Here is a 20,685-nt window from a genome sequence, read left to right as displayed (position 1 = left end):
CAGAAATGTGATAAAAACACGTGACAAAATGTTTTTTTAGTCGCAACGGTTCCATTTAAAAAAAACTCTATATATTTAAAAATTGAAAGAGTTTGATAATTTGATCTTATAAGAGGCTTGTATGGATGAAAAATGGTATTGGTTGCCTGATTGGGCTTCTGACATGGCTCTTTGGGAAGACGATTTGATTAACGCCTGTCCAGAGGCGGATCATACCTTTGTTCCCTACGAAAAAATGGCGTCCTACCTGGATAAGATTTTTGACTTGCCTGGCCTTGCTGAGGCTTCTACGATTGTGGGCTGGGGCATGGGTGCGTTTGTCCTTTTAAACAATGCAGATAAACGACCGAAAGGCCAGAAGTGGATTTTGCTTTCGCCCTTTGCCGATTTTTGCGATGAGGACGGTAGCTGGACTGAACAGAATCTTCAGTTTATAGCACACCAGACTTTGACCACGGTTGATCCATCCTTGAATGCCTTTATGGAACAATACGAAGAGGAATTCGGAGAATGGCAGGAAGAATGGTTTAAATGCGCGAAAAAGATGTCGCCGAAGTCGCTGAGTGACGGCTTGTATTATCTTGCAAAGAATCGCATTGAAACGGAAATAGAATGCAATGATGTCAAGGTGATATTCGGCCGAATGGATCAGGCAATCAAGCCTGCCATGACCTTGGTCTTGAAAGACTTCCTGACGGGCGCGGAATTTAAGGAACGCCCCAAGGCTGGCCACTGGCCGCCTATGCTTCTGCTTTAACCTTGCGCAAGACTATCGTGAATCCTGCACAGGCAATTAGGTAGAAGAGGAAAAACCAAAGCAAGGCTGTTTCAACTGAATCGCCGATGTGTGAATAGAGGGTGTCCCTGGTCTTGAGGGGCATCTTTCTTTGTATTACGGCGTCAGTGAAGATTTCCGTATTCTTGTCGAAATGTCCGTACTGGTCTATGAAGGCGGATACGCCGGAGTTGGCGAGTCGGGCCGTGGGCATGCCGTTTTCGATGGCGCGGTAACGAACGAGATTGAGATGCTGGTAGGGAGCGGTGCTTCTGCCGAACCAACCGTCGTTGGTAATGTTTACCATCATACGGGAACCTGCGCGGATAGCCTCGCGGATAAGATCTCCAAAGATGGCGTCGTAACAGATGTACGGAGTCCAGTTGTAGGGCGGATAGACCGGAGTTTCCTTGCCGGGAACGAAATCTCCTTCACCTAGGTCCACATAGTTCAAGATGGGGAAGATGTCATCAAAAGGAATGCGTTCACTAAAGGGAACCAGGTGCTTCTTGATGTAACGTTGGTAATGAGCCTGCCCACCGGGGACGAACAGGAAAGACGCGTTGTAGATATCATACTTGCGGATGGAACCGGGCTTGTTTCTCTTGAAGTCTAGCGCACCCGTCAGGATACGGGTCTTGCGGGAATCCGCCATGTATTGAAGTTTCCGAATGACTTCGGGTTGTCTACGAATGTGGTCGGGGATGGCGGTTTCTGCCAGGACAAGCAAGTCTGTATTTTTGTCGGCAAGTTTGGTCATTCCAAAGGTTTTTGTGACGATGGAATCAAAACGGTCCTTGCTCCACTTGGCGCCCTGGGCAATGCTGGGCTGAACAAGTGCTACGGATGGATTTTCCTTGGCTTCGTCATTGTAGAACGGTGCTGCCTCGGGAGCGGAAAGAACGATGGATCCCTGCACCAGTAAAACGACGAAGATAATCGCAGGGATAGCGAGGACGGGAATTGCTTTTTTGTAAGAGGCAGCCTTGCATAGGGTGTTCGCTACAGCCTGGTTCGAAGCTATGATTAAAATGCTGTAACCAAAGATGCCAATCCAGGGCAGCATTTGCAGTAGTTCGAGATGGTTTCCGAAGACGTATCCTACATGGCTCCAAGGAAAGCTGAAGTCCCCGCGGGTACGGGTCATTTCAAGGCCTGCATAGAACAGCGGGAACAGAATGAACAGGGGACGGATCCCCTTGAACTTGATATCCTTTGCGACGGAATAGATGAACGCAGCAAAAACGTTATAGGCGCTGAAGTAGGCGATAAGCAGGAATAGGCCAAAGAGGATTAGTCCCGAGGGGGCCGTTTCCACATGCATTACGTTGTAGATCCAGTAATAGTTGATACTGTTGTACAGCATGCCAGACCAGAAGGTGGCAAAAAGAGCCTGCTGCCTTCCGTATCGGTTCATGACCATGAACCAGGGTACTAATAGTAATAAGGCAGCCGGTCCCAAGGGCATTGGCGGGAATGCAAAGGCGTAAAGTCCCCAGGAAATGGCGCAAAGTGCCAAGGCTACGCGAGAATCCTTTTCCTTGATTCGCCTAATATTCCAACGGATAAAGAGCCCAATCCAGAATAGCCCTACCGGGAGGAAGGTAATTGCTATTTGGTAAAGCCCGGCGTGTCCCGCTCCGTTGAAGTCTGCTGTATTGTAGTCGATGGCAAGATGCAGAAATGCAAGAATGCTGTAAGTATTGATCCAGCGGGAAAAATTCTGGCGGATAGCCTTGATTGCCAGGAAGGGTAGGGCTAGTGCGAAGGGAATGAATTGAGGTGTGAACTCATAAAGCCCGGGCTCATTGGGACGTTGGGTAAATACGATAATCTCTGCCAGCAGAATGACTGCCGTATAGATCCAATAAATCTTAGGAAGCGTTTTTATTCGTTCAACAAACATTAAAACTCTCGTAGCACAGAAGTCGAAATCCTTGACAGGCTGATTATAGGCCGCTCTTGTCCTGGGGATTGAAAATCAAGACGAATTCTCCTTTGGGAGGATGGCTCTTGAAGTGGGCGGAGATTTCGGTTGGGGTCCCAATCAGGTGTTCCTCGAATTTCTTTGTCAACTCTCGCATCAAGGCGATTTTTATATCTCCAAAGACAAGCTTGATTTCCTCAACGAACTTGTCAATGTTGTGAGGACTTGCGTAGAAGATCTGGGTAGCTTCCTCATCTTTCAGCTTTTCAAGCAAGTGGATTCGCTGGGCGCTTTTCTTGGGGGAAAAGTACTGGAAGGTGAAGTGGTCTGTTGGCATGCCGCTGCTTACAAGGGCGGTAATCATGGCGCAGGGGCCGGGAACGGCGCGAACGTCAATTCCTTCTCTAACGCATTCCCTGACCAAGTTGAAAGCCGGGTCTGCAACGCCCGGAGTGCCTGCGTCGCTAATGAGGGCGATATCGCCTTGGTTCTTGAGGAACTCTACATACTTGGGGGTCACCTTTTCCTTGTTGAAGTCATGGTAGGCTTCCATGGGGGTGGAAATGTTGTAGGCGTCAAACAGAAGGCGGGAGTGCCTTGTGTCTTCGGCCAAAACCAGCGGAACTTCCTTGAGGATGCGAACCGCACGGTAGGTGATGTCTTCCATGTTCCCGATAGGGGTTGCAACAATGTAGAGTGTGTTTGCCATATTCAATTAATGCATTAAGCTTGTTTTACCAGTTTGGCGCAGTAGATAGGGCCGCGTCCCTCGGAGTTGTCCGGCAGGATATGGACGCCGAATTCAGTGCGGTCTGCTCCCGGAAGAAGGTCTTCGATTTCCACGAATTTCATGGCAGGGCGTTTCTTGAGAATCTTCTTGACCACGTCGTCATTTTCCATGGGGGAGAGGGCGCAGGTACCATATATGATGGTTCCGCCAGGGCGAAGTGCGTCTACGGCGGAGGCCAGCAGGGCGCCTTGTTCTACGGATAGGCGCTTGACACGTTTGGCTGACCAGACTTTAAGATGCTCGGGAGAATTCAGTACATGCCTGTCGGAAGAGCAGGGGGCGTCCAGAAGAATCTTGTCGTAGGATTCCTTTTTGTGGAGGCCAAACTTGATTCCATCGTATCCCGAGACAGTAATGATTTTGGCCCAATCCTCGGGAAGGGTCGTGTCGATTACTTTCTGAAGACGGTTCCTACGGTCTGGGGAACGGTCGTTACTCTGAAGGGAGCCTTCGCCCTTAAGCTTGGAGGCGATAACTAGGGTCTTGCCGCCAGGTGCTGCGCACATATCCAGGACCTGGTCTCCAGGATTTACTCCCAGGGCGTTGGCTGCGAATACGGAAGCCTCGTCCAGATAGTAGGGAGCGAGACCTTCGCCAAATTGCAGTTCCATGGCCTTGCCTTCGCCCTTGAGGGCTTCCAGCAGGTTTGGCCAACGATCGCCGAACAGTTCCGAGTAGTAGTCGAAGAATTCCATGGTTGCCCTGCTAGTAGTCGCTTACGCTGTTCTGGTCGGCGGGACGGTCGCTCAGTTCGTAGGCCAGTCGCTGCACCAGCTTGCGGTGCATTTCGTCTGAGGCACTGTTCACCAGGTCGCTGCGAAGGCGGCCATAGAGGGTTGCATTCACCTGCTCCTGTTCCGTAAATTCAACATGCTTTACTAAGGTGCCGTCACAGAAGATTCGTGCAGTAAGCTTGTAGGTCCAGGTTTCGTCTACGGGCATGACGGGCCAGAAAGGTATCATGGCGCCGAGGTACCAGGCCGATCCGGAATCGTTCCGCTGGACAGAGGCCTGTACGGCCGCGTTCCCGCGGCAGCGTTCCCTGGGGAACGCCTCGGCGCTAGCTGCTGCGGTATAAGCCCTCAGCAAATCCTGGCTAAGCTCGATGGACTGGTCTCCAATAACAAGAGGTATGCTCCCGAAAAAGCTGTACTTTTCCGTTGTCTTGGGAACGTTATCCAAATTTCCGCGGGTCAAGTTCATTGAACAGCCGGAAATACCCATGGCCGTTCCTGCTGCTAGTAAACCCTTCAAAAAGCGGGCAGATATCTTGTGGAAACTCATATACTAAAAGATAATATTATTTATATTGCCAGCCATGGAACTGCCTGCCTATTTCATCAGTGATGCGCATCTGGGAATCGATCCTCCTGGATGTATCAAGAACCGCGAAGAAAAGCTTGTTTCCCTTCTCAAGTCCTGGAAGGGGGCTGCATCCCACGTGGTTATTGTAGGAGACCTGTTTGAATTCTGGTACGAGTACGGCTACTATGTGACCCGGAATCATTTCAATCTCTTCAGGGCTCTTGCTGATTTAGTCGAGTCGGGAGTTCAGGTTCATCTGTTGCAGGGAAACCATGACTTTGCCTATGGGGATTTTTTCCCCACAAGCCTTGGTGTGCAGGTCCATAAGCAAACCGTGCTGGAAATCCAGGGGAAGAGGGTTCTGTTCCGCCATGGAGATGGTGTGGCCAAGTCGGACTTCGGCTATCGCCTATTCCGTCGCATTCTGGATTTTCCCCTGAACCGTTTCCTGTTCAAGCAGATTCATCCGGATTGGGGCATGGGCCTTGCACGCTTTGTTGGACGCAATAGCCGCAAGTACGGAGAAAACCGTATTATCAAGATGGACGAGTATCTTGGCTGGGCCAACCGTACCATGAAGAAAAACGATTGCTCCCTGTGCGTCATCGGTCACCACCACGTTACCGGAACTTGGAATGTGGATCAGGGTGTGGTAGCCTCTCCCGGTGACTGGATAAAAAAACTCACCTACCTCCGTATGGAAGCAGGTGAAATTTCCATTGAAACTTTAGAGTAACGGATTATTCGGCTGTACCGGATTCTCTAACTTCGGAGCTCTTTGCAAGCTTCTTGCCTGCGTTTTCGCCCCAGATTCCGGCAACGATGTCGGTGTTTGCGAACTTGTCCCAGTAGTCGTCGACCCAGCACCAATGATGGGTTTCGCCCTTTTCATCGGTGATGGTCCAGTTCTTGTGGACTGAGAAGGTCATGGTCTGGGGCTGGGGTTTGTAGCCGAATGCGTCAACCTGGTTCTCGGGCGGGTCGATGGTGAGAGTCCATGCCTTGCCGTCTGTACGCTTGAACAGGAACACATTGAATACCAGGAGCACTGCTAAAGCGATTACTCCGCCGACCATGTTCTTCTTAGAGAAGAAAAATATGGTGAGGAACAGAATGAGGACGCTCAGTGCAGCGAAGTTGTAGTGGATGCTGTAGAAAGCTTTAAGGACGTCAACCATAGGTTACCTCGTTGTTACTTTTTGGAGCCCTTTGCGTTTTTCTTGTCTGCAATGATGGGGGCTACACTAAAAGATACAACTTTTCCGTCCACAGAGCACTCGGTACGGAAACTTTGTTTGGGCAAAGCGATGCCAAAGGAGGACAAAGTGCCCATAAAGGAGGCGTTGGCATGGCTTGCGATGGTTCTTACGTTGATGAAGCCCTTCTTGCTGAAGGTCAACTTGAAAGTTTTCTTGGCGGCGTCGAATTCTGCTGTCAGGGTGTTGTTGACGACTGTATTGACTGCGTTCTTGGTATTGCGGTCAAAAATAATGGTGCCGCGGCTATCGATGGAAAGCATCGTCTTGTTTGCCACTGCGTTGCGGCAGGCGATTGTCTGCCAGGCGCCCTTCTTCTTGCCTGCGCTCTTGGCGGTGAATACGTACTTGCTGCCGTCTTTTTCCAAGGTGTATGCGCCGGTAGCGATCTTTTCGCCAATGGCGTTCAGAGCTCCCTTGAAGTAGAGGAATTTGGACTTGGATCCGTTTACGCCAGGAATGAAACGGAAAGAGGTTGCCTTGGCTTCTTTAATGGGGGTGACTGCAATGCGTTTGCCAACAGGGTCTACTTCTATATCAGCGTAAGGGCCGATTTCTGTAATTTCACCTTTTTTGTTGGTTTCCTGAACTGCCATCTTATCGAGCTTCAAAGTCTTGATTGCTTCAGCAGGGAAGCGGATGAAGCCGCGGACGTCCATTTTTACAATAACACTTTCCATAGATAATTACCTCTTTTATCTTAATTTCTTCTTGTAAATTAACAAAAAAAACGGACGAATTCGAAGAAAGTAAAAGTTTTTTCGTGAATGTCTAACGAAATAGGAAAAATGTAAGCAATATTGACTTTTTTTTATTACAAATTGGGCGAAAAATGTAGTGCGGTTTTGATTGTTTTTTGCAGGGAACCGCCCTCGCGCCTTAGGATTGTTACACCCGGAATCATTTCCGCAGTTGCCTTAGAGCGAGCTTCGAATTGTTTTCTATCAATGACAACGACTGTGTTCTGGTGAGAACATCCGATTTTTGAAGAGTCCATCTGGACGTTCGCTCTCACAAGAAATTCGGGATAGAATGCGCGGTATTTTTGTGATACGGCTTCGGCGATGCTTTTTACGGGGTCTATGAGCAAAAATCTTTTTGGTACCGTTGGTTTACATGTGGCCTGTCGGGTTGCAAGTATGGCTCCCGTACCTCGTCCCGCGACGAAGGAAAGACCTCCGTTGACTTGAGCTGCACACTGGGCGATTTGATCGGCGTCGGTCTCAAAAGTTTCCTGGCTGGGTTTTCCCTTGTTTTCGCCGCTGCCGCGGTAATTGAAAGTCACGATTTGGATTTCCGGAAAGCTATCGATTTCTGCCAGGAACTGCGCTGCGTCTTCATCGGCATCGGGATAGTAGAGCATAACGGGAGCGTCTTCGTTCCCGTATTTCCAGCCCTGGAGTACAAGGCCGTCTTCTAGAGTACAGGAAATTCCTTTGGCCCTGCCTGCAATAGCCTCGTTGGCTTCCTTGTGGGTGATTGCCCTTGGAAATGCGTTTTGACGTTCAGTAAGAGCAAAGTAGAACACCATGCTGACATAAATGAGGGCGAGAACGCCTACAAAACGGAGAACTCTGAGTACAAAAGCTTTTATCATGCTAGGAAAGATAGAAAAACCGCGGATGGGTAAAAATGAACGTAAAAAAAGGACTCTCGCTTGGAGTGAAGCGAGAGTCCGAGGGATGGGATTGGGTGTTCCCCAAATTTAAACAAAAAATTTTTAAGGTGGTATAGGGTGAAAGAAGATTTTTTAGCGAAAGTGTTCTCTAAGTGTTCTTTTTCCCGTTCTCTACGCGGGATAACGCGATGGAAGCCTATTTTCGGGGGTGTTTTCTAAAAATTAGGTGTTCCCAAAAAACGATAAAATTTTATCTTTATTTCCGATGAACGTATACGCTTACTACAATTACAGGAAGTACCTGCAGGACTACTACGACTATCGTAAGTCCGTCCAGAGGTATTTCTCCTATAGGTCCTTTGCGAAGAAGGCCGGCTATTCTTCTTCGGGTTTTTATCTGGACCTGATCCGCGGGCGCAAGTCCTTGACGCCCCAGATGCTCCCGAAATTTATTGCGGCACTGGGCCTTAACGAAAAGGAAGGTCGCTACTTCTCCTTGATGGTGGACTTTACCCACGCGACGACTCCTGCCTCCAAGCAGGCTATCTTCGAGCAGATGTCTGCTCTGTTGCCCAATGCGATCAAGTCTTTGACCAAGAGCCAGCAAGAATACTACAGCAAGTGGTATTATGTGGCTGCTCGCGAAGCCTTGTCGGTACTTCGTGTCAACGACAAGAATATCCAGGAACTGGCTTTGTTCCTGAATCCGAAGATTACCTTGCCCCAGGCCAAGCAGGCTATCCAACTGCTTAAGACCTTGGGCTTGATTGAGATTGGTGACGATGGCTGCTACCATTCCGTGAACAAGGCTATCTTCAGCGGTTCTGAAATCGCCCCGCTTTTTGTTCACCAGTTCCAAAAACAGATGATTGACCTGGGTAAAAATGCCCTGGATCATTACAGCACCGAACGCAGAAATGTATCTTGCATGACCATGAGCGTTTCTGCCGAAGGCTTGGAACGCATTATCAGCAAGATTGACTTGTTCCGTAAGGAAGTGGTGGATATCATCCGCTCTGATGAAGGCGAAACCATGGTTTGCCAGATGAATATCCAGTTCTTCCCCCTGAGCAAGGAAAAGATGGAACTTCCACCCGAAGTTGACGAGGAGGAAAAATGAGCAATCGCTTTTTGAAATCTTCTTTGTTTGCCCTGACTGTAAGCGTTGTCATGGGGCTTTGGGCTTGTAGCGACGACAAGACTGCAGGTACGGTGACCGATACAGGCAATACCATTGCCGGTGTAGAAGATATCCGAGTGACAGGTGTTGTTACCCGCGTAGATGGAAGCGTTGCCTCCGAAGCCGTGGTTCGCATGGCTCGCCGCGCTGTCATTGAGAACGGGGCGCTGAGGGTTCCTGAACATATTGAAGTGACTACCGACACTGCCGGTGTGTTCGCCTTTGATTCCGCCTTGGCAGACACTTTCCAGTTGGCTGTTATCGATACGAGCGCGTCTGAAATCTTCTATCTCCCGCGTACTACACGCGAATCCGGTGATATCGATAGCATCCGCCTTGAAAAGGCCGCTGTGTTCAACAGCGTTCTGTATTACGAAGACGTGACTGATCCTGCGGTTCCGGTTGGGGCCCACTTTACGGTATCCCTCGAAGGTACCCCCTTCTACCAGAGCGTGTTTGCAGGAGATTCCTTCTCCGTGTTGATTCCTGCTGGCGACTGGTGGATGGAGTTCTTCCCTGGCGATCCCCTGATTGTTGCTAAGCTTCAGGATTCCGGAGTCTCTGACAGCCTGATTTTCCGCAGCTGGAAGCTGGACGACGTTAAGGCCGGCGATTCTGTTTCTGCAGGCCCCTTCATGTGGAGTACCACGACCGAAGTGGATTCCTTGATCAAGGAAGAAGAAAAGGAAGCTGAAATCGTTTCTCGCATTTCCGGTAAGGTCCTGTGCAAGGGCGACAAGCCCTGTGAAGGAGTGGAAGTCGCCCTGGTTACGGACCTTTATGGCTTTGGCTTTACCGAAGGCGATTCCCTGGAATTTACCGCAGCAACGACGACCGATAGCCTTGGTCGCTGGTGGCTTCCAGTTCCCGAAGAAGTTCCCGACGACAGTTTCCGTGTGGAGTATCGCCTGCTTGAAAAGGGCAAGGTTGCTCTTGCTGGAGTTTCCCGCTATGCCAAGAAGAAGGAAGTTGAAAATCTGAAGGATACCCTGGACTTGGGCAAGACTACCTTGTTGAAAACCTCTGGCCTGGTCAGCGGCGTGCTTCTGGTGGTGAACCAAAACGACACGACCCAGTCCAACAATTGCATGGTAAACAGTGTTGTTGTGGGCATCAAGGGTACAACCCACTTTGTAAGGGAAGTGACCTGTAACATGCTGTCTGTCAACGACTTGCCTGCGGGAAAACAGGAACTTTTGCTCTATTCTGGAGACACGAAGGTGGTTTCTACGTTGCAGAAGGAAATGGTTCCCCTGGAAAATTACGTGGTCGAAAACGAAATTTCCCTGCCGGAAGGGGGTGTCCAGCAGCAGCAGTGGATGACTTACACTCCGCCGAGCCCTCCCCGTGGAACGGCTCCGAAGAAATAATTTCAAAAAGCCCCTTGCCAAAGCGCGAATGTTTATCTAACTTTGGCTCAACTCGATGAGTTATGGTGTAACGGTAGCACAACAGATTCTGACTCTGTTTGTCTAGGTTCGAATCCTGGTAACTCAAGAAAAAACCTCGGATTTTTTCCGAGGTTTTTCTTTTTTTTATATATCTTTCTTAACATGAAGGTTTGGAGTTTTTGTCAGAGTTTGTGCATCTTCTGGGTGTCTGCCTGTGCCTTGTTTGTTACGGGTGCCATGGCAGAAGACGCAGTTAAGAAAAGCCGCGAGGTTCCGGTTCGTTACCTGCTTAACGGGGGCGAATCTGAACTGGAAGCCATTTTCGTAAAAATCGAAAAAGATACGGTTTATCTCAAGAAACCAAATGAACAGGAGCAAAAGCTCCTTGCAAAGATTGCTGACGCCGAGAATGTCGCCCTCCAGGAAAGCAACGGCCAGGAAGTTGTTGAAACAGACGATGAAGAGGACGTTGAAATCAAGAAGGATTCTGCCGAGGTCATTATGACAGATGCGGTAAAGGATTCTGTTGCTGCGCAGTCTGCCGAGGCTCCTGTCGAAGAAATCGTTCCCGAAGATGACGGGGCGGAAGATGACCTTGAAACTGCGATGGTCAAGGAAGAATCTCGCCTTAAGAAGGAAGAAATCGCAAAGATTGAAGAAGAAATCCGCCAACGTGAGATTCAAGACAGCATTGCCGCAGATTCCTTGAATCCGTTCGTCAAGATTTTCCGTTTTGAACTGAAACGTCTTTACAATTTGGAAGACGAGGTCATGATTGACCTGTCCTTGTCTAACTATGTTGTTCCCGAAATCGTCGAAGAGAACGAATCCATTGAACTTTACCCTCCGGGAAATGCGAACCTGCTGGTGGTTTCCGAACCTGCGGCATGCTCCCTGTTCGTCAATGGAATCCCTCTCAAGCAGGTGGCGCCTGATACCATTAGGAATATCAAGCCGGGTAAGTATACCATTTCTGTAATGCAAGTGCTGAAGGATGTAGAATGGTGGGGCTCGGCTGTGGTTCGTATCAATGCGGACAGTTTGAACAAAGTTTCCATTCCTGTTCTTAGGCCGGAAACCCGTTTGACGTTAAATACGGATCCGGAAGCGGTTGAGGTCTACATTAATCGGGAACCTTCTGAATATGAGATGCCGAACTATGTGACAGACGTATTGGTTCGGGATATCAAGCCGCAGGTGAATGCGCGTCTTTACTTCCGCAAGGTTGGATATCGCGATACCACCATCACCACGGAAATCCGGGCCTACATGCCCAACTTGGTAAATGTGGAAATGACTCCGGTCCTTGACGATCTTGACTTTATCCAGGAACAGCGGGAATTTGACAAGGCTCGTAGTCGTCACCGTCTGGGTCGTGGTTTGCTGTGGGGATCCATTGCTCCCTTGATTGCCGGTGGTGTCATGTGGTACCTGGCCGAACGCGATTGGAGCGATGCTGCGGCCAAGAAGTCTGCCTACGAAAAGCTTTCGGCCTTTGACAGCGAAGATACGCGTCAGATGGTCAAGGATAACCACAGGTTGAATGATTCAGGAGACACCAAGTGCGGTGTTGCTATTGGCCTTGGCGCCCTTGGCGTCGGACTGCTTGCCGCTGGCATTGTCCTTGCATTCTAGCTTTATAACGAATTAAATGTTTTTGCCTGCTGATTTTGCCTCTGTTTTTCTCCAAAGGGCTGAAAAATTGTATGTAAATTTTTATTTTTCATTTTATGAAGAATAAATTATTTACTGCATTTTTTCTTTTGTTTAGTGGTTTAGTCTTCGCTCAGGAAGAAATTCCTTCCGAACCCAACAGCGAGGGGTACAATTCCTCAGCTGAAATCTACCAGGAAAATACGGCTTTAGAAAATGTTTCTTCTTCGTCGGTTGAAAATCATACTCAGCCTGCGGCAGTTGCTGAAGAACAGTCCTCAAGTTCCGTAGCAGTAGAAAACGTGTGGAAGGATGAAGCCTCTTCAAGTTCCGTTGCTGGTGGACTTTTGGATGCCCTATATCCGGTTTCCAAGGATGAGGCCATTGCCAAGGGCCGTATCTACGGAGGCGTAAGTCTTTCCCTGATTCAAGGAAACACCGATGAAGATGCCTTGAATATTTTGATTGGCGATGTGTACGATGCCTACGGCTATACCTTTACTGTAGAAGCTTTTGGTGGATACTTTATTAAGGATGCCATGGCCTTGGGTTTACGTGCAGGCTATTCCCGCACTTGGTTTGATGTTGATTTTGCCCTGATGGAAGACTTGCTTGATCTTGCCGAACATCGTAAGTATGTTAGTAATGGATTCTTTGTTCAGCCTTTGCTGAAAAACTACCTGAAGGTGCTGGATTCAAGAAACTTCTATTTCTTTAACGAAACTTCGATTTCCTTCGAGTATTCCTACGGAATTTCTCAAACCGATGATGGGGAAGACATGAGCAAGAGTAGGAACCGGTCCTGGTCCATTGACGTTGGTATCAATCCTGGAATTTGCATTATGGTGTTGAATCGTTTCGCCTTTGAAACCTCTGTGGGCTTGCTTGGTCTTAGCTCTAGTGTTATCGAGGTTGAAGAGAATAATGAGACTCGCAGCCAGTTCATGTACAATATCGTGAATTTCACCATTAACCTGTTGGCTTTGGACTTTTCCTTGGTCTACTTCTTCTAGGGAAGGGGCGTTGCTATGAAAAGAAACTTAATCAGGGTGATTCTGTCAGGGTTGGCATTGATGGTGTGCATTGGGCTTGCCGCATGCGGCGATTCCGATTCTAAGTCTACCGCGGTGATTCCAGAAAGTGCCGAACTGTTTGCCAATAGTGACGTGAGCATTGACTCGGAAAATCGTGTCTTGGAAATCACCAAGGCAAAGGATTCCCTTGTTGTAGAGTCTTTGAGTGAACTTGGCGGAGTCAACTATTACCTGGCTTTAGATGAAGACTTGGTCGATCCCACCATTGATTGGGATAACCCTCTCGAAACTGGCTCTGTAATAACGAAAGACGAAACGGGTTACAGAAACATTGTTGTAATGGACGAAAAAGACAGAGTCATTGCGGTTTGGCAAATCAAGTATCCTGAATCATCATCCTCAAGTGGAAAGAAGGAGAGCTCTAGCAGCGTCAAGGAAGAGTCCAGCTCTTCTGATGAGCAAGAATCCTCTAGTTCCATGGATGAAAAATTATCCAGTAGTTCCAAGGATAAAAGTTCCAGCAGTGAAGCAGTTGTTGAGAGTTCAAGCAGTGCTGATCCCGAGGAAATTTCCAGCAGTAGCGTAGAACCTGAGTGCAGTTCAAGTGATGAAGAAGTGGAATCCAGCTCCAGCGAAAGAGCTCCTGTTGTAATTAAGGCTAGTGAGTTGACTATACCTGACGGCAAGGTTTCCATCGAGGGGGAAAACATTTTTGTTGATATGCCTTATGGTACCGACCTAACAAAGTTGAAGTTTGATCAGATTGATTCAACTTTTGACTTGACCCGTTCCATCGAGATTAAGCTTGTCGACGAAAATGATGAAATGGTCTCCTATAGGGCCAAGGCTGGTGTACAGCTTCCGGGATCCGACTTCGGAGGGCGTGTAGATAGCTTCTGGGGGACTACCAGTGATGCCATGACAATCGCTGGCTGGGGTAAGTATAAGGTTCCGCTCCTTGGTATAACAGTCGATGTTTCCATGAGATCCGACTCTGCCAATGCATACTTCGATGATGGCAGAATGACCTTGATAACACAGGTGGTTGTTGGACATTCTACCGGTTTTGACGGTGGCTGGAAAATGGCTGGCGGGTTCTACTTTGCAGGCTCGTATAGCGGAGCCGATGGTGCATCCTTATACCAGGCTGATAATGATGAAGCAGGTGCGGATAATTGTGCTGCAGATTTTTCTCAGTATATGGAACATGGACGCCCCTTTATGGCAAGACCGGTGAGCTTCCAGGTGGATTATTCCTACGAGCATAGGAAGAATACAAACACAACGTACCCTCAGTCCATGCTCATGTATGTGGTTCTTGTCAGCGCCGACAATAAAGTTGTAGCGGCGGGCTCCGTTTCCGATCAAGAATCTGTTGAGGGCGTGTCAAGGCTTGTTGAATTGAAGTATGGTGACGACGCTGGCTTGCTCGGCGGATCCGTTGTCGGCCTCGAGGGACTTACCTTGGGTACAGGCACAGAAGATGTTGCGTCGATACGCGTAATGTTTGCTTCGTCGTCTTTGGCTTTTATTGCTGATGGAGGCTCCAGTTCTCAAATGAACAAGAACTTCCGCGGTGGCGAAGGCTCTAAACTGATTGTTGATAACTTTAAACTGAATTACTAGTGAGGAAGTGATGATGAAAAAATTAAGTTCGCTTCTTTTTGTACTTGCCCTTTTTGCAATCCTCGCAGGCTGCACCGCAGACTACGATTCCTTTGGTACGTCTGACTATAGAACATTCAATAGCATTCGTTTCGTTGAACAGGATGGCGATGCTGCGGTCTATGAAGATGAGCATAGGGTAGAGATTACCTTGGTCGAACCCAAGAAGGGAAAGACTACCTGGGATTCTGTAACGGTAGAAAGTATTGATATCAGTTCTATGGCTACACTTCATCTGGTGGATGGAAAGTTCAAGGAATTCCCCAGCGATTCTGCAGCCCTGGATTCTCTTGCAAACGATGTTTCTTATGTGGAAAAGAGTCTCGGCAAGAAAAGTAAGATTCGGGTTCCATCAAGCCTTTCCATCTACTTGATGGTGGTTTCTGAAAGCGGGTTGCCTTCTATTTGGCAGATTTCCTTTACCATTCCTGGGGTGGAATCCAGCTCCAGCGAACAGGCTGACGATGAGGGTAGTGGTGATTCCGATGATGATACAGGAGATGAAGAAAAATCTTCCAGTTCTGTTGAGGAAATTTCTTCTAGTTCCTCTCAGAAAGAAGAATCTTCCAGCTCCATTACCTTAAGTTCTGAAAAGAGCTTGGACATTTCCTTTGAAGGCCAGAAGAGCTTTAGTCAAAAGGGCGATACCCTTTATATCGGTCTTGAAAATGGAATTGATTTGGCGGATGTGAAAATTAAGAAAACCGCTATTCCGGAAGGTGCTTCTATTGATACAGATCCTGCTTCTGTGACAACTTGGAAGGATTTCCAGACATTTACGGTAACCGCCGAGGATGGCAGTTCCCGCAAGTGGGTTGTAGCCATTTCCATTCTTGAAGAAGGCTATGAGGTGTCTACTGAAAAGGAATTGCTGGCTATTGAAGCTGTTGGTCAAACAGACGAGGCTACCGTAGATAAGGAAAAGAAGACCATCGTCTTGCACTTCCCATCCAAGAATGCGGCGGCAGAGGTTTCCCTCAAGCTGTCGGTGTCGGATAAGGCCTCGTCCAATGTGGGAGACGAAAAGATTAATCTTCTCTCGGATTACAAGTTGACAATTATTGCAGAAGACGGCTCTTCTGAGGAATGGACTGTTTCTGCAGATTATCCCGTTGTAGAATCTCCGCGTATTCTCGGTATGAAGATTGCGGGTAAGGCCGCCGTAGTAGATTCTGTAAACGAAAACGGCAAGATGATTTTCCGGGTTCACTTTGATGAAATGCCCTTCCGTGCGGACCTTTCGAAGGTTGCTGTAAGTGATATTGAACTTTCCAAGGGAGCAACAATCAAGGGCATTGAAGACGGTTCCTCTTATGATTTGGGAATGGGCGCAACCGCTACTGTAACAAATGATGATGGAGAGTCTGTTGAGTATACGATTCGTGCGGGTTACCAGTTGCCGGGTTCCGATTTTAACACTTGGAAGAGTAGCGGAGTTATGTCTCCGGATTCCATTTGGGGTAATGCCAACATGGTGGGTGAAACCACGTCTAAGTATACATCTGGATCTGTCATTGGAGCGCAAATCAAGACCAGTAGCATTCTAGGTAAGATCGCTAGCGGCAGTCTTTATACGGCAGAATTTAACCCCAAGGGTGTAGGCACACTTGCCATGGCCAACTCCTCTACCTGGCCCGACGGTAACGAACTACTTGACTTTGGTAAAAAGTTCAATGCCCGCCCTGCTTACATCGACGTAACCTTTAACTATAACGGCTCCGGTGATAGCTGTGATATTTACCTTGTTCTAGAAAACAGAACTGGAGACATGAACCGAAACCGCAGTAGTTCCGATGTAAATAAACTGGTTGCCTCAGCATGGTATCGCTCTACTACTGCGGATAATACCGGCCGAAAGAATCCGGATGTGGTTAGCGTGTCTGCAGTCGATGCTACAACCAAGATGCGCACCATGCGTATGAAACTTCACTATGGTACTCCTCTTGCTGGATCTCCTATTGAAAACTCCTCGATTTTCAACACGAAACTGGAATCCAAGGATACAAAGGCTATTGATAATAGCTTGATTCAGGGAACAGGGGAGGAACCTGTAACCCATATTCGACTGGTCTTTGCCTCCAGTGCCGATGGAAATCACTACAAAGGAAAGAGCGGTGCCACATTGCAGGTGGATGGCGTTCGTTTGATTTACTAAATTTGGCTTTGAAATAAGGAATGCTTATGCTTAAGAAATTATTTGCTTCTGTGGCTGTGGTGGCTTTTCTTGCAGGAACGGCTGCCGCTCAGGATGACGTGTCTCAGTATACATCTGGTGCTCCTGCTCCGGAAACCCCGATGATGAATATCAACGAGGTGGCCAGTAGCGAACCTACGTTTGCCATATCCCTTCATCCATGGTCCATGATTATCTATACTGGCGTACTTGGAGTTCCTTCAATCTTCTTGACCGTAGAAGGAAACATCAATTCCAATGCCTCCATTATCACTCGTCCCTATTATTTGGGAAAAAGCTGGGAGCATAAGGATCGTGAAACCCGAGAAAAGGAAGAAATTGACCTGAATCTCTTTGGTATTTCCGAAGGCTTCCGTTACTACTTCAACCGTGGACATGCGGGTTATTTCGCATCCTTCCACGTGATGTATGAATATGTGGGAATTGATTACGAATACTCTGGTGATCATGATGACGATTTTAGCGTCTCCGGTAATTCTCTGGGTATTGGCGTCTACCTTGGTAGCAAGACTATGTGGAGCCGTTGCACCTCTTCTTGGGATATCGGCGTGACCTACTCTAAGGCCTTCATTAAGGGTGATAGCAAGGATGATGTGGAAGAAGTCACATCCGTTGGTTTTGGAATTGATCTTAACTACACAATTGGCTTTGCTATTTAAAATTAATTTTGCTATTTTGATGGCATAAATTGGAGATGTTTATGGCTGCTTTAGCTCTTACCGCAGAAAATTTTGACGAAGTGATTAGTTCTGGTCAGTTGGTCTTTGTTGATTTTTGGGCAACCTGGTGCCGTCCTTGCATGATGATGGGACCCATTGTTGATGAACTGGCCGCCGAATACGATGGCATGGCTATCATCGCCAAGATCAACGTGGATGACCCGGGTGTTAGCGATATTTGCGCTCGCTTCGGTATCACCAATATCCCCAACATGAAGCTGTTCAGAAACGGTGTGGAAGTGGGTAATGTGGTTGGTGCAGTTCCCAAGAACACGGTGAAGACTGTTATCGACAGAAATCTGTAATTACCAGCCTACGGAAAAAGATTTTTGGAGGATTCTTCGGAATCCTCCTTTTGATTTTTGCCTGAACTGCGAGAGCTACCCCCGCGTGGGAACCATATAAAGATTTTCTTTTTCTACATTTTGGCTATGCTTACTAAACGTTTGATTGTGTGCTTGGATGTCCGTGACCGCAAGGTGACGAAGGGTGTTAAGTTCAAGGGTAATATCGATATCGGTGATCCGGTGGAGATGGGTGCCCGCTATAGCGACGATGGTGTCGATGAACTGGTGTTTTACGATATTACCGCCAGTGCCGAAAACCGCCCCTGTGACATGGAGATGATCCGTCAGATTGCAAAGCGTGTTTTTATTCCCTTTGCTGTTGGCGGCGGTATCCGCAATCTTGATGACATGCACCAGGCCTTGCTTGCCGGTGCTGAAAAGGTGAGCGTGAACAGTCTGGCTGTTCTTCATCCTGAGATTATTGCTGAAGGTGCCAAGGCTTTTGGCCGTCAGTGCATTGTGCTGGGTATGGATGCCAAGTTCGTGGGCGTTTCTGAAAAGTTCCCCAGCGGTTACGAAGTGTATATTCGCGGTGGTCGTCAGGCTATGGGCCTTGATGCCGTGGAATGGGCCAAGAAGGCCGAAGAGCTGGGTGTGGGCGAGATTTGCCTGAATGCCATTGATACCGACGGTGTCAAGAACGGCTACGAGCTGAACATTACCGACCAGGTGGCCCGCGCCGTGAAGATTCCCGTGATTGCAAGCGGTGGCGCAGGAACTCCGGACCACATTGTAGACTTGTTCAACAAGACTTCTGCTGACGCAGCCCTGGTGGCTTCCATGGTTCACTTTGGCGACTATACCATTCCTGAGATTAAGGATGCCATGCGCAAGGGTGGCGTTGCTGTTCGCAATAAGTAATTTGGACGGGACTGCGCTCCTGCTGTCGGTCCTCCGCGAGGTTTGTATATGAATCCGTCTACTGCGATTAAGATTTTTGAAGCCGGCAAGAGCGCCGGTGCTGACTTTGTAGAAATCTTTGAAGAAGAAACCCGCAGCTCCACGCTGGGCTTAAAATCCAGTCAGATAGAGTCTGCTACGGCGGGTACGGATTTCGGTATTGGAATTCGTTTGCTTTACGGTACTGAGGTGCTTTACGGTTTTACCAGCGATGAATCCGAAGAGGCCCTGGTGAACTTGGTAAAGACTTTGGCTTTTGGCCGTATTGCCGCCATGAATGGTGGGGTTGGCTCTGCAGCAAAGCCTTTTGAGTTTGCGCCGGCAAAGCGCGTGTGTGATTACAATGCAAGTGCATTCCAGGATCCTCGAATTCTGGGCCAGGCTGTGAAGCAGGATTTCTTGTTCAGGGCAGACAAGGCTGCTCGAGCCATGTCCGACAAGGTTGCACAGGTTGCCGTAAGCGTTTCCGACGATTGTTCCCATATCAATTTGTTGAACAGCGAAGGCTTGAACATTGAAATGGACCGCAGTCATTTGCGTTTAAGCGTTAGCGTTACAGCTACAGATGGCACGGAACGTTTGACGTCTGCTGAACGACCGGGAGCCATTGGCGGCTATGAACTGCTGGCTAATTACTCTCCGGAGGAAATGGCGAACTCCGCTGGTGAACGTGTTCTTCGCATGCTGACCGCCGGCTATATCAATGGCGGGCAGATGCCTGTAATCATGGGCAATGGCTTTGGCGGAGTCATCTTCCATGAAGCCTGCGGTCATCCGCTGGAAACAGAATCCATCCGCCGTAATGCAAGCCCCTTCTGTGGCAAGTTGAACGAGGTCATTGGCCAGCCTTGCCTTACCGCCATCGACGATGGAACCTTGGATGGTGTCTGGGGAAGCCTGAAGGTGGATGACGAAGGTACGCCTACGGAACGTACGGTTCTTATTGAAAACGGTGTGCTGAAAACCTACATGTCGGACCGTGTTGGTGCCCAGGAAGTGGGCATTGCCCGTACTGGAAGCGCTCGCCGCGAAAGCTACAAGTACGCCCCTGTAAGCCGCATGCGTAACACTTTTATTGCCCCGGGCAATAACACCTTGGACGACATGATTTCTAGCGTAGATTACGGCCTGTACGCCGCCCGTATGGCGGGTGGCTCCGTAAATCCGGCTACTGGCGAATTCAACTTTGCAGTGGATGAAGGCTACGTGATTCGCAATGGCAAGATTTGCGAACCCGTTCGTGGCGCTGCACTCATTGGCAAGGGCCACGAGATCATGCCGAAAATCAGCATGGTGGGTTCGGACCTGGAATTGGCTGCAGGTGTTTGCGGTGCTAGCTCGGGCCATGTTCCTGTAACCGTCGGTCAGCCCTCTATCAAGGTTGATCAAATCCTGGTTGGCGGAAGATAATCTGTCTTCTGTTAGAAAATAAAAGAGGCGCCCCGAAAAGGAGCGCCTTTTGCTTTTAACCCATAAAAAAACGGCTCCCCCCAAAGGGAACCGTTTTTTGGTGTATGGGATGTTTGGTTTTGTATCCTTAAGATAGGTTTATATACTCCAATAGGGAATAGTCCAGAGTAACATTGTGTTGTAAGGTTTTACAACACGGCGCTTGGGTGTTTTGTTGCAAAATGAGGCTGAAAACGGTTTGTATTGAAATGGAAAATGGTTCAAAAAGGAACTGAAAAGTGCGTTTTTTACGAAAATTTTGGGGATTGAGTTTTTTTTCTTAGGAAAAGAACGTTTTTTCGAAATTTTGGGCGTTTGGCATGACAATTGCATAAGAAGGTGCGATAAAAATAAGGAAAAGTGCGAAAAAGCGGGATGGCAATGCCGCAAATCGCCAAAAGAGGCAAATATGTCTGATTTTAATAATGATGCAGAAAAGGTTTTGGCCAAGGCCCAGAGTTTGATGGACCGTAATTCCCATT

General features: G+C 48.3%; 20 protein-coding genes and 1 tRNA gene. 13 read left to right on the top strand and 8 right to left on the bottom strand.

The window, feature by feature from the left end:
* The first annotated feature begins 121 nt into the window (after positions 1-121).
* Positions 122-757 (top strand): alpha/beta hydrolase, encoded by a 636-nt coding sequence (locus MJZ26_01030; GenBank protein MCQ2104351.1) that lies wholly within the window; start codon positions 122-124, stop codon positions 755-757.
* Here MJZ26_01030 and lnt read toward each other — a convergent pair.
* From lnt to MJZ26_01010, 4 genes are read right to left on the bottom strand one after another with little or no spacing between them, the layout of a single operon-like run.
* Entirely contained in the window at positions 741-2,681 is a 1,941-nt protein-coding gene (gene lnt, locus MJZ26_01025) for an apolipoprotein N-acyltransferase (GenBank protein MCQ2104350.1), read from the bottom strand. The two genes, MJZ26_01030 and lnt, sit on opposite strands and share 17 nt — an antisense overlap.
* Positions 2,682-2,724: 43 nt before the next feature.
* Complete coding sequence (gene rsmI, locus MJZ26_01020; GenBank protein MCQ2104349.1) at positions 2,725-3,411, bottom strand: 16S rRNA (cytidine(1402)-2'-O)-methyltransferase; 687 nt, start codon at positions 3,409-3,411, stop codon at positions 2,725-2,727.
* 14 nt (positions 3,412-3,425) lie between these two features.
* On the bottom strand, positions 3,426-4,187 hold the full coding sequence (locus MJZ26_01015) for an RNA methyltransferase (GenBank protein ID MCQ2104348.1): 762 nt from the start codon (positions 4,185-4,187) through the stop codon (positions 3,426-3,428).
* A 10-nt stretch (positions 4,188-4,197) separates the two neighbouring features.
* Positions 4,198-4,776, bottom strand: a complete 579-nt coding sequence (locus tag MJZ26_01010) for a hypothetical protein (protein ID MCQ2104347.1) — start codon at positions 4,774-4,776, stop codon at positions 4,198-4,200.
* Positions 4,777-4,810: 34 nt separating this feature from the next.
* Here MJZ26_01010 and MJZ26_01005 point away from each other — a divergent pair, with 34 nt between their 5' ends.
* On the top strand, positions 4,811-5,533 hold the full coding sequence (locus tag MJZ26_01005; protein ID MCQ2104346.1) for a UDP-2,3-diacylglucosamine diphosphatase: 723 nt from the start codon (positions 4,811-4,813) through the stop codon (positions 5,531-5,533).
* A gap of 4 nt (positions 5,534-5,537) precedes the next feature.
* Here MJZ26_01005 and MJZ26_01000 read toward each other — a convergent pair whose 3' ends face one another.
* The 3 genes from MJZ26_01000 to MJZ26_00990 all read right to left on the bottom strand — a co-directional run bounded on the left by MJZ26_01000 (position 5,538) and on the right by MJZ26_00990 (position 7,650).
* Complete coding sequence (locus MJZ26_01000) at positions 5,538-5,975, bottom strand: hypothetical protein (GenBank protein MCQ2104345.1); 438 nt, start codon at positions 5,973-5,975, stop codon at positions 5,538-5,540.
* Positions 5,976-5,989: 14 nt separating this feature from the next.
* On the bottom strand, positions 5,990-6,733 hold the full coding sequence (locus MJZ26_00995; GenBank protein MCQ2104344.1) for a hypothetical protein: 744 nt from the start codon (positions 6,731-6,733) through the stop codon (positions 5,990-5,992).
* 134 nt (positions 6,734-6,867) lie between these two features.
* Entirely contained in the window at positions 6,868-7,650 is a 783-nt protein-coding gene (locus MJZ26_00990; protein ID MCQ2104343.1) for an alpha/beta hydrolase, read from the bottom strand.
* A 286-nt stretch (positions 7,651-7,936) separates the two neighbouring features.
* Between MJZ26_00990 and MJZ26_00985 the strand changes: the two genes are divergently transcribed.
* From MJZ26_00985 to MJZ26_00935, 11 genes are all read left to right on the top strand, one after another.
* Entirely contained in the window at positions 7,937-8,791 is an 855-nt protein-coding gene (locus tag MJZ26_00985) for a TIGR02147 family protein (GenBank protein MCQ2104342.1), read from the top strand.
* Entirely contained in the window at positions 8,788-10,221 is a 1,434-nt protein-coding gene (locus tag MJZ26_00980; GenBank protein ID MCQ2104341.1) for a carboxypeptidase regulatory-like domain-containing protein, read from the top strand. Before MJZ26_00985 ends, MJZ26_00980 begins: the two co-directional genes overlap by 4 nt.
* A gap of 56 nt (positions 10,222-10,277) precedes the next feature.
* Positions 10,278-10,348 (top strand) — tRNA-Gln (locus MJZ26_00975).
* 83 nt (positions 10,349-10,431) lie between these two features.
* Complete coding sequence (locus MJZ26_00970) at positions 10,432-11,877, top strand: hypothetical protein (protein ID MCQ2104340.1); 1,446 nt, start codon at positions 10,432-10,434, stop codon at positions 11,875-11,877.
* 128 nt (positions 11,878-12,005) lie between these two features.
* Complete coding sequence (locus tag MJZ26_00965; protein ID MCQ2104339.1) at positions 12,006-12,908, top strand: hypothetical protein; 903 nt, start codon at positions 12,006-12,008, stop codon at positions 12,906-12,908.
* A gap of 15 nt (positions 12,909-12,923) precedes the next feature.
* Positions 12,924-14,555 carry a PCMD domain-containing protein gene (locus MJZ26_00960; GenBank protein MCQ2104338.1) on the top strand — a complete coding sequence of 544 codons (1,632 nt, stop codon included), beginning with the start codon at positions 12,924-12,926 and terminating at the stop codon, positions 14,553-14,555.
* A 10-nt stretch (positions 14,556-14,565) separates the two neighbouring features.
* Entirely contained in the window at positions 14,566-16,749 is a 2,184-nt protein-coding gene (locus tag MJZ26_00955; protein ID MCQ2104337.1) for a PCMD domain-containing protein, read from the top strand.
* 26 nt (positions 16,750-16,775) lie between these two features.
* Positions 16,776-17,447, top strand: coding sequence for a DUF3575 domain-containing protein (locus MJZ26_00950; GenBank protein MCQ2104336.1), 672 nt, complete (start codon positions 16,776-16,778; stop codon positions 17,445-17,447).
* A 41-nt stretch (positions 17,448-17,488) separates the two neighbouring features.
* Positions 17,489-17,812, top strand: coding sequence for a thioredoxin (trxA, locus tag MJZ26_00945; protein MCQ2104335.1), 324 nt, complete (start codon positions 17,489-17,491; stop codon positions 17,810-17,812).
* A 126-nt stretch (positions 17,813-17,938) separates the two neighbouring features.
* Positions 17,939-18,715, top strand: coding sequence for an imidazole glycerol phosphate synthase subunit HisF (hisF, locus tag MJZ26_00940; protein MCQ2104334.1), 777 nt, complete (start codon positions 17,939-17,941; stop codon positions 18,713-18,715).
* A gap of 48 nt (positions 18,716-18,763) precedes the next feature.
* A complete protein-coding gene (locus MJZ26_00935; protein MCQ2104333.1) occupies positions 18,764-20,164 on the top strand; it encodes a TldD/PmbA family protein in 1,401 nt (466 codons plus the stop codon).
* Positions 20,165-20,483: 319 nt separating this feature from the next.
* Here the strand turns inward: MJZ26_00935 and MJZ26_00930 are convergent.
* Positions 20,484-20,685: hypothetical protein (locus MJZ26_00930; GenBank protein ID MCQ2104332.1), on the bottom strand; the 202-nt coding region annotated here is incomplete at its 5' end.

The sequence above is a fragment of the Fibrobacter sp. genome, assembly GCA_024398965.1.
Classification (GTDB): domain Bacteria; phylum Fibrobacterota; class Fibrobacteria; order Fibrobacterales; family Fibrobacteraceae; genus Fibrobacter.
This window is presented reverse-complemented; position numbering and strand designations above follow the sequence as displayed.